The organism is Streptococcus cristatus (genome assembly GCF_003943815.1).
Taxonomy (GTDB): Bacteria; Bacillota; Bacilli; order Lactobacillales; family Streptococcaceae; genus Streptococcus; species Streptococcus cristatus_F.
In genome coordinates, this window is sequence record NZ_RJNA01000011.1 from 52,725 (window position 1) to 61,681 (window position 8,957).

Sequence of the window (8,957 nt, forward strand, 5' to 3'; positions counted from 1 at the left end):
TATAAAAAATAAGCGATAAACGCTTATTCTTCGATGAGCTGGATGTCCGCACCCAGACTTCTTAATTTTTCAATAATATTGGAATAACCGCGTAAAATAAATTCAATATTGGTAATCTCTGTTCGGCCCTGAGCCATCAGACCAGCAATCACCAAGGCTGCACCCGCACGCAAATCCGTTGCTTTCACAGAAGCACCTTGCAGCTGATTTGGTCCTTCATAGACGATTTGATTGCTAGCGGTTGAGATTTTACCAGTCATTTTTGCCAATTCAGCGACATGGTTGACCCGTTTCTCATAGATGGTATCAACGATTTTTCCATGGCCATGAGCTGTCAGCAAAAGCGGAGTGATTGGCTGCTGCAAATCCGTAGCAAAGCCAGGATAAGGCGAAGTCTTGATGTTAATAGCTTTTAATTCCTTCTGCCCTTCTACAAAGATGCTGTCTTCTGAAATGGTCATACGCACACCCATTTCTTCTAGCTTAGCAATGAAACTTTCCAAATGTTCATAAAGGACATTATTGATCTGGACACCTTGTCCAATTGCTGCCGCCAAAGAAATATAGGTCCCAGCTTCAATCCGATCCGGAATCACTTGATGGCGCGTTCCATGAAGGCTATCTACACCTTCAATCGTGATAATATCAGTCCCAGCCCCACGAATATGAGCTCCCATATTGTTAAGCAGCGTAGCTACATCGATGATTTCTGGCTCACGTGCCGCATTTTCAATCACCGTACGCCCCTCAGCCTTAACTGCTGCCAACATCGTATTTATCGTGGCACCGACACTAACGGTATCCATGTAAATACTAGCTCCAGCCAAGCGTTTGCCGCCCGTTGACAATTTCATATAATTGCCTTCCATGGTCATGTGAGCGCCCATCGCTTCAAAAGCCTTGAGATGGAGATCAATCGGACGAGGACCAAGGTCACAGCCTCCAGGAAGCCCAACTGTCGCTTCTCCAAAACGCCCTAGCAAACTTCCATAAAAATAATAAGAAGCCCGTAGACTATTGATTTTACCAGATGGCATCGGCATATTCTTGATGTTTCTAGGATCAACCTCTAGGCAATCTCCAGACCGCTTGACAGTCGCTCCCATGATTTCCATGATTTCGATGAGGCTATCAACATCCGAAATCGCCGGTACACCATCTAAAGTAACAACATTATCAGCTAAAATAATAGCTGGGATAAGGGCCACAACACTATTTTTAGCACCATTAATAGTCACCTCTCCTTTTAAAGGGCGACCACCATTAATTACAATTTTTTTCATGTTTTAAAATTAGCTCTTTCACGGTATTACTCTTTATTATATCATAGTTTTATCCATTTTCCTAGACAAAAAAGCCCTCAGTTTAAACCGAGGGCTACTATTCTATTGCAAAGCCGCTTGGAGCGCAGCTACCTTGTCTGTGCGTTCCCAAGGAAGATCGATATCTGTTCGACCCATATGACCATAAGCAGCTGTTTGGCGATAGATTGGTCGTTTCAAATCCAACATTTGGATAATACCTGCTGGACGCAAATCAAAGAGTTGGCGGACAGCGTTCTGAAGTCTGCTTTCAGAAACTACGCCGGTTCCAAAAGTATCAATGCGGACTGAAACGGGCTGAGCTACGCCAATAGCATAGGCCAACTGCACTTCTACTTTTTTAGCTAAACCAGCAGCTACGATATTTTTAGCGATATAACGAGCCGCGTAAGACGCAGAGCGATCGACCTTGGTTGCATCCTTACCAGAGAAGGCGCCACCGCCGTGGCGAGAATAGCCACCATAAGTATCCACAATAATCTTACGCCCTGTCAATCCAGAGTCACCTTGTGGGCCACCGATAACAAAGCGACCAGTAGGATTGATAAAGACCTTGGTCTGACCATCCAAGTATTCACTTGGAATCACTTGAGCAATCACCTTTTGGATAACATCCTGATGAATCTGTTCATTGCTGACTTCAGGATCATGCTGAGTAGAAATAACTACCGTATCTACACGAATTGGGCGATCATTTTCATCATATTCGACCGTAACCTGAGACTTGGCATCTGGTCGCAGATAAGACAATTCACCTGATTTGCGCAGTTCTGCCAAACGACGCACCAGTTTATGACTGAGAGAAATAGGCAATGGCATGAGCTCTGGCGTTTCATCCACCGCAAAACCAAACATAAGGCCTTGGTCACCAGCCCCAATCAAATCCAACGGATCTTTTTGTGCATTTCCTCGAACTTCAAAAGCTTCATTGACCCCTTGAGCAATATCTGGCGACTGTTCCACCAAAGATGGATGGACTCCAACTGTCTCTGCAGAAAAGCCATACTCTGTATTGGTGTAGCCAATCTCTGCAATGGTATCACGAACCACCCGATTGATATCTACATAGGCTGTAGTCGAAATTTCTCCAAAAACATGAACGGAGCCTGTATAAACAGCAGTTTCAGCTGCGACATGAGCCTCTGGATCCTGAGCTAAAATAGCATCCAAAATAGCATCGGAAATTTGGTCTGCAATCTTATCGGGATGTCCCTCCGATACAGACTCAGACGTGAAAAGTTTACGTTCTGACATAGAAATGTCCCCCCTTAAAAAATATTAAACAAGTAAACAAACTCCAAAATGATTTAAAATCATCTCGCCCACGAGTTACGACGCGAAAGAAATATAAACGATATTTTTTTATTCCTGTAGCTAGTAAGGCGCATAGGGTGACCGCTGCATGGCTGCAACCGTTGAATGACGAGTAAGTTTGGAGCCGTCATTGTTTGCGAGTTACAAAGTACTGATAGAAGTTTCCTACCATCTTATCGGGACTATATAACCTCTCCATTATATCATGATTTTTAGAATTATGCTGAATCATTTTCAAAAGAAAAGCTATAGTTCAAAACTATAACTTTATCATTTAGATTTATTCGATCTAAGCAGATGATTAGTGCTAAATATTTCAAGCAAACTATACCAACTCCGTCTGAGCAATGGCCTTTTTCACATCTTCTAGCGGCAAATGTACCAGTTCCACTTCTTTTTCCTTGTAAAGGTACTGAGCATAATCATCTATCCGATATTGATTGATGTAGACTACGCGCTTGCAGCCGACCTGAAGAAGTTGCTTGGTACAGTTTAAACAGGGAAAATGAGTCACATAAGCCGTAAATCCCTTAGGAACCCCCCTCTCAGATCCCTGCAAGATAGCATTGACCTCTGCATGCAAGGTTCGCACGCAATGACCATCGATGACCAAACACTCATGATCAATACAGTGCTCTGTTCCTGAAACGGAGCCATTGTAGCCAGTCGATATGACCTTATTATCCTTGACTAAGACCGCACCGACCTTGGCGCGCTTACAGGTCGAACGATTGGCAATCAAAAGTGCCTGTGCTGCAAAGTATTCATCCCAAGCTAGCCGATTTGACTTCATCATTCAGTCCTCCATCCATTCTCACTATATTATACTAAAACACTTAGCGATTGTCATCCTGAAAAGAAAAAAGTTGAAACAATGTTTCAACTCTTTGTATTCTTATTTAGCAAGTTTAGCTTTAGCTGCATCTGCAAGAGCTGTGAAAGCTGCTGCATCGTTAACAGCCAAGTCAGCAAGCATTTTACGGTTCACTTCGATCTCAGCCAATTTCAAACCATGCATCAATTGTGAGTATGAAAGTCCGTTCAAACGAGCTGCCGCATTGATACGAGTGATCCACAATTTACGGAAGTCACGTTTTTTCTGACGACGGTCACGGTATGCATAGTAGTAAGAGTTCATTACTTGCTCTTTTGCAGTACGGAACAAGATGTGTTTTGCTCCATAGTAACCTTTAGCTAATTTTAAAATACGTTTACGACGTTTGCGTGATACAACGCCACCTTTAACACGTGCCATGTTTTATTTCCTCCAATATTTCCTAGATAATTGTTACAAAATCTCTTATTTAAGACCTGTAAGCATTGCTTTAATACGTTTGAAATCTCCTGCATGCACCATAGATGCTTTACGAAGATGACGACGTTGTTTCTTAGTTTTTCCGTGGAAACGGTGAGAAGTGTAAGCACGGAAACGCTTCAAGCCACCAGAACCTGTACGTTTGAAACGTTTAGCTGATGCGCGGTGTGTTTTTTGTTTTGGCATGATAAAATCTCCTTTTTCTAACTTTTTGACAGTTTATTTTTTGTCACTAATCGGTGCCATTTGCATGAACATTTGACGTCCATCCATCTTAGGCTTTTGCTCAATGATCGCAACATCTTGAGTTGCTTCAGCAAAGTCTGCCAAGACCTTAGCTCCAATTTCTTTATGGGTAATCATCCGTCCTTTAAAGCGAATGGATACCTTAACTTTGTTTCCTTTTTCAAGGAACTTGCGTGCGTTACGAAGTTTTGTATCAAAGTCCCCTTTATCAATGGTAGGACTGAGACGTACTTCTTTCACAGTGACAATGCTTTGTTTTTTACGTTGTTCTTTCTGCTTTTTCTGATACTCAAACTTGAACTTGCCATAGTCCATAATTTTAGCAACAGGTGGTTTAGCTTGTGGCTGAATCAGGACTAAATCGACATTTGCTTCATCCGCAAGAGATTGAGCTTCGCTAAGCGGTTTAATACCTAATTGTTCGCCGTCAAGACCGATCAACCGAACTTCACGCACACGAATTTCATCATTGATGAATAAGTCTTGTTTTGCTATGGTTTTCACCTCTTTTTTTATTTTTCGAGAAAAACAAGTGCGGACCTGCTAACGCAAACCCGCACTACATGATAGTATCTCATCACTGAAACTGAATCCTGTAGAGCCAGACAACGTTAGTCGCAAGGCGAGAAGTTCTCACTTCTGCTTTTCTCAACTCTATTATCATACCAAGTTTCTTTTTATTTGTCAATGATTTTTTTTGCTTTTTCTTCAATAAATTTGACAACTTCTGCAATTCCAATGCCTGTCGTATCAAAATGAATGGAGTCAGTCGCTGGTTTCAAGGGTGATACTTCGCGATGACTATCCTTGTAGTCCCGCTCCGCTATTTCTTTTTTTAGAGTTTCCAAATCAGCTGGAATCCCCTTTTCGAGATTCTCTTTATAGCGGCGCTCTGCCCTTTCCTCAACTGAAGCAACTAGGAAAATCTTCAATTCTGCATCTGGCAAGACGACCGTTCCAATATCACGGCCATCCATGACGATGCCGCCCTGTGCAGCAATCAACTGCTGCAAATGAACCAATTTTTCACGCACTTCCGGGATAGCTGCTACCCACGACACATTATTGGTTACTTCATTTTCTCGAATCGGATGAGTAACATCAACATCTCCTACAAACACTAGCTGCTCACCACTCTCCGAACGACCAAAACTAACCGAATAAGTCTCGAGCAAAGTTACGATCTTATCTGCATCATTTTCAGTCAGATGATTTCGCAGAGCCAGATAAGTGGCTGCGCGGTACATGGCACCCGTATCCAAATAGGTATAATTAAAATCTTTAGCAATAATCTTTGCAACAGTGGATTTTCCACTTGAAGCAGGTCCATCAATTGCAATCTGAATCTGTTTCATAACCCACTCCTACTGAATCTTAACAATATCACCTGGGTTGGCATACCAAGAACCAGTAGACATGTGCGACGGATTTAATTGCTCCAATTTTGCAATAGAGATACCTGCACGCGCTGCAATCGCAGCTTCTCCTTCACCAGGCTGAACAGTCAAAGTACCTTCTGAAGACTGAGTTGGCTTTTCTTCTGACTCACTTGGTTGCTCTGATGGAGCTGGTTGCTCCGCACTGCTACTTGAAGATGCAGCTGCATTAGAAGTACCATAAAACCCATCCATAACAGTCTTTTTATTACTTCCACCAGTAGATAGATAGGCGAAAAAGAGTGCCATAGCAATGACCATCACTAGAAAAATAGCTGCTAATATTGTCAGCCAGCGATCAACTTTACTCGCCTGACTTTTCTTTCTGCGATTCAATTTCTCTGCTCCATTATCATATACATCTGCTTCCCATGGTTCTTTTTCCATGACTTCCTCCTTGAGTTTTTCTAAAAATCTTATTACAATATGAGTATGAAAGTTACACTCATTCCCGAACGTTGCATTGCTTGCGGACTCTGCCAGACCTACTCAGATCTATTTGATTATCACGATAATGGCATTGTCAAATTTTATCAAGACGACCAGCTCTTAGAAAAAGAGGTTGAGAGTCAGCCTGAGATTCTCGAGGCTATCAAAAACTGTCCAACCCGAGCCCTACTAAAAGATTAATGTTTCTTGGCTTGGTCACCATAGTAGACTTCAAAATAATCTAGAAGAGTTAGATTATCTACTAGTTCAACCTCGCCTTTAAAATGATCATTTAAAGCTAGGGCATTGACAAAATATTTTTTTGGCCACTTCCGCATACAGAAAGTTCTGCTGCGACTCTTCCCTGTAAAATGAAGGGTGATAGACGTTTTTGTTACTTCTAGCTTCTCAATCGTTGAAATGTCAATCTTGATTGGCGTGAAAGGATTTGCCGTGATAATGCGCAAAATACCCTCATCATAAATCGTGAAATATCTATGCACACCGATAGCCAGTAAGACCATAAACAAAAAGAATGAAAAGAGGACAAGAGTCGGAACACTGGAGCTTTCGTACATCAAGGCCAGTCCTATAAAAATTGGAATGACTGACAAAGACCAATAAATCACTAACACCGACATTTCTGGTTGCCAATGATAGCGTACTTTCCCAAAAATCTTTATCATATCTTCACCCCCTTACTACTAGTTTAGCATAAAATAATAAAAAATAGAATTGGTAAACCTATTCTATTTTTTATTTTGCTGGTATAGCAAAGAAATCCTTCGAAAGATACCCTTTGCCACCAACCATATCATATTCGATCAATTTCAAATCATCTGCAATTTCCTGAGCTGATGAATCCAGTGCCTTCTTGTCCACACTAGCCTTATGGAGAATCTCTGTCAATAAAGCGTAGTAAGGAGATACTTTCGAATTGGTCTGCTCAAGTAGCAAGGCTGAAAAATCACTAGAATTGACCAAAGGATAGTTCAACTTAGGTGTCTCATAATTGCTCCAGATAAAGTAATCTGTCAAATATTGATTTTCAGGATGATCCTTAAAAGCTGACTGAGGGTACAGACCTGGCAAATGATCACCATAAAAGACTACTGTTATCTTTTTATCAATTTTAGAAAGCTTGTTTAGAAACTCCTTGGTCGCATTGTCTGTGTGGTAGAGCAAGCGAGTATAGTTTACTAACTTGTTATTTTCATCAGCTGTAAAACCCTCTCCTTGTGCCATAAGATTCGATGGTTCACTTTCTGACCAAGGTGCATGATTCTGCATTGTTATGACAGAAAAAAACTGATTTTGCTCTTTCTTTATGTTATCTAATACTAGTTGATAAGAAGAAGCATCGCTATAATTTTCTCCCTGCCTATAAACAGATAATCCACTAGTTCCTAAAGAAATAAATTTATCATACCCTAATGTCTTATAAATAATATCTCTAGAATAATTCGTTGGAGAAGCTAAATGTATGGCAATACGATTTTTCGATCCAAATTGATCACTGATTACAGGAAATTCGTTCATTCTAGGAACAATTTCTGTATAGAGAACCGATATACTTGGTGAAAGATTATAGTATGGAAGTCCTGAAAGTGTTTGAAACTCCATATTTGCAGTTCCGCCACCATAACCGTCTGATTGCATCAAACCACTTGTCGTTCGTGATTTGACATCANGAATATTTGGAATCGGAGTTGTAGTAATTGATATACCTGAAAGCCTTTCAGGATCAGAAAAACTTTCACTCAAAACATAAACTACAGTTTGCTCGCTTATTAGGTTTGATCTAGTAGTATTTATTGAATCTGCTAATTGTTTATACTTTTCTTCCAAAGAACGAATCTTAGACTGACTATAGCCATTCGGCTGTGTCATCACAGTTTCTGACATCTGCGAGAACCATACGAATGACAACGATCGTAATTGAGAATTAATCGTATTACCATACCAAGTCAAATCATGGTAATTATTCAAAATAGAAATCACAGGAATATTGTCTGCAACTCTTCCATCTTTCTTAGATGAAAAGATTCCTGTAACTAAAGCAAAAAAACTACAGATGAGTAAGATTAAAGCCAGTCTATGTTTGAAATTCTGGATTAGTTTATTTGGTAAAATATATTTTCTAACAGCAAGATAGAATATTGTTACTATAGAAATGCTAAGTAAAATATACATTCCATAATGTCCATCTGCATAGCTTAGCAAGGTTCTCGGTGTCTTCAACCAAGCTAAGTCACTAGGAAGAATTGGCTCCTGCCTAAATTGAAATTTCAAACTATTCGCAATAGTTGTAACAACTCCCAAAAATATACAAATGATTGTCGGGAATAAAAAACTATTACAAATTAAATAAATTAATAAAAATAAAGCAAAAAAGATAATAATCTGAAAAAGTGTTGCTCCTGTAAATAAGCGTAAATCTAATATTATTACATCAGCCTTGAGACTATCTTGAATTGTGTAATTGAAGATAAGCGCAAAAAGTGCACTAAATGTAAATGCTACTGAAAGACTAGAACGATTGTTAATAACATCTCTCATACCTTTCACAAGTACGAAGCTTGGAATTGTAGAGACTAGCACAATGTAGATAACAAAACCAATTAATCGAAAAATATATTGCTCACTATTTGTATTCGTAAATTCTAAAAATAATGAAAGTTTATCCATTACCGCTGGCAATTTAGAATCTGTTAAACACATTATAATAAATAACTGGGAAACGACTAATGTCTCCATAAAACTTAAGTTCTGGTAATTAATATTAAAAGCTTTAAATGGTTCCTGCTTACTTTTTTTCAGAATATATTTGTTGATAATTCCAAAAGCTAGTATGGGAATTATTAAATAGAGACTATTAATTTGCCATAAATGATT

11 protein-coding genes and 1 other annotated feature are annotated in these 8,957 nt (G+C 39.7%); of the genes, 1 reads left to right on the forward strand and 10 read right to left on the reverse strand.

All coding sequences use genetic code 11. The features are described 5' to 3' along the window. Positions 1–23: 23 nt before the first annotated feature. The 8 genes from murA to D8872_RS08130 all read right to left on the reverse strand — a co-directional run bounded on the left by murA (position 24) and on the right by D8872_RS08130 (position 6,020). Positions 24–1,283 (reverse strand): UDP-N-acetylglucosamine 1-carboxyvinyltransferase, encoded by a 1,260-nt coding sequence (gene murA / locus D8872_RS08090; protein ID WP_125390568.1) that lies wholly within the window; start codon positions 1,281–1,283, stop codon positions 24–26. 102 nt (positions 1,284–1,385) lie between these two features. Further along, entirely contained in the window at positions 1,386–2,576 is a 1,191-nt protein-coding gene (gene metK / locus D8872_RS08095; RefSeq protein WP_061909412.1) for a methionine adenosyltransferase, read from the reverse strand. A 385-nt stretch (positions 2,577–2,961) separates the two neighbouring features. Then, positions 2,962–3,429, reverse strand: a complete 468-nt coding sequence (locus D8872_RS08105) for a deoxycytidylate deaminase (protein WP_125390573.1) — start codon at positions 3,427–3,429, stop codon at positions 2,962–2,964. Between the two features lie 102 nt (positions 3,430–3,531). After that, positions 3,532–3,891 (reverse strand): 50S ribosomal protein L20, encoded by a 360-nt coding sequence (gene rplT / locus D8872_RS08110; protein WP_005590588.1) that lies wholly within the window; start codon positions 3,889–3,891, stop codon positions 3,532–3,534. Positions 3,892–3,936: 45 nt separating this feature from the next. Beyond that, a complete protein-coding gene (rpmI, locus tag D8872_RS08115) occupies positions 3,937–4,137 on the reverse strand; it encodes a 50S ribosomal protein L35 (RefSeq protein WP_005590589.1) in 201 nt (66 codons plus the stop codon). A 33-nt stretch (positions 4,138–4,170) separates the two neighbouring features. Then, a complete protein-coding gene (gene infC / locus D8872_RS08120; protein ID WP_125390569.1) occupies positions 4,171–4,701 on the reverse strand; it encodes a translation initiation factor IF-3 in 531 nt (176 codons plus the stop codon). Between the two features lie 16 nt (positions 4,702–4,717). Further along, positions 4,718–4,848 (reverse strand) — a sequence feature (ribosomal protein L20 leader region). A gap of 26 nt (positions 4,849–4,874) precedes the next feature. Further along, complete coding sequence (cmk, locus tag D8872_RS08125; protein ID WP_125390570.1) at positions 4,875–5,552, reverse strand: (d)CMP kinase; 678 nt, start codon at positions 5,550–5,552, stop codon at positions 4,875–4,877. 9 nt (positions 5,553–5,561) lie between these two features. Further along, positions 5,562–6,020, reverse strand: coding sequence for an SAG1386/EF1546 family surface-associated protein (locus tag D8872_RS08130; protein WP_048765175.1), 459 nt, complete (start codon positions 6,018–6,020; stop codon positions 5,562–5,564). A 45-nt stretch (positions 6,021–6,065) separates the two neighbouring features. Between D8872_RS08130 and D8872_RS08135 the strand changes: the two genes are divergently transcribed. Next, on the forward strand, positions 6,066–6,263 hold the full coding sequence (locus D8872_RS08135; RefSeq protein WP_306452468.1) for a ferredoxin: 198 nt from the start codon (positions 6,066–6,068) through the stop codon (positions 6,261–6,263). Here the strand turns inward: D8872_RS08135 and D8872_RS08140 are convergent. Further along, positions 6,260–6,748, reverse strand: a complete 489-nt coding sequence (locus D8872_RS08140) for an EbsA family protein (RefSeq protein ID WP_125390571.1) — start codon at positions 6,746–6,748, stop codon at positions 6,260–6,262. The genes D8872_RS08135 and D8872_RS08140 overlap by 4 nt on opposite strands. A 70-nt stretch (positions 6,749–6,818) precedes the next feature. Next, positions 6,819–8,957, reverse strand: a 2,139-nt coding sequence (locus D8872_RS08145; protein WP_142999575.1) for an LTA synthase family protein, incomplete at its 5' end; no start/stop codon positions are given.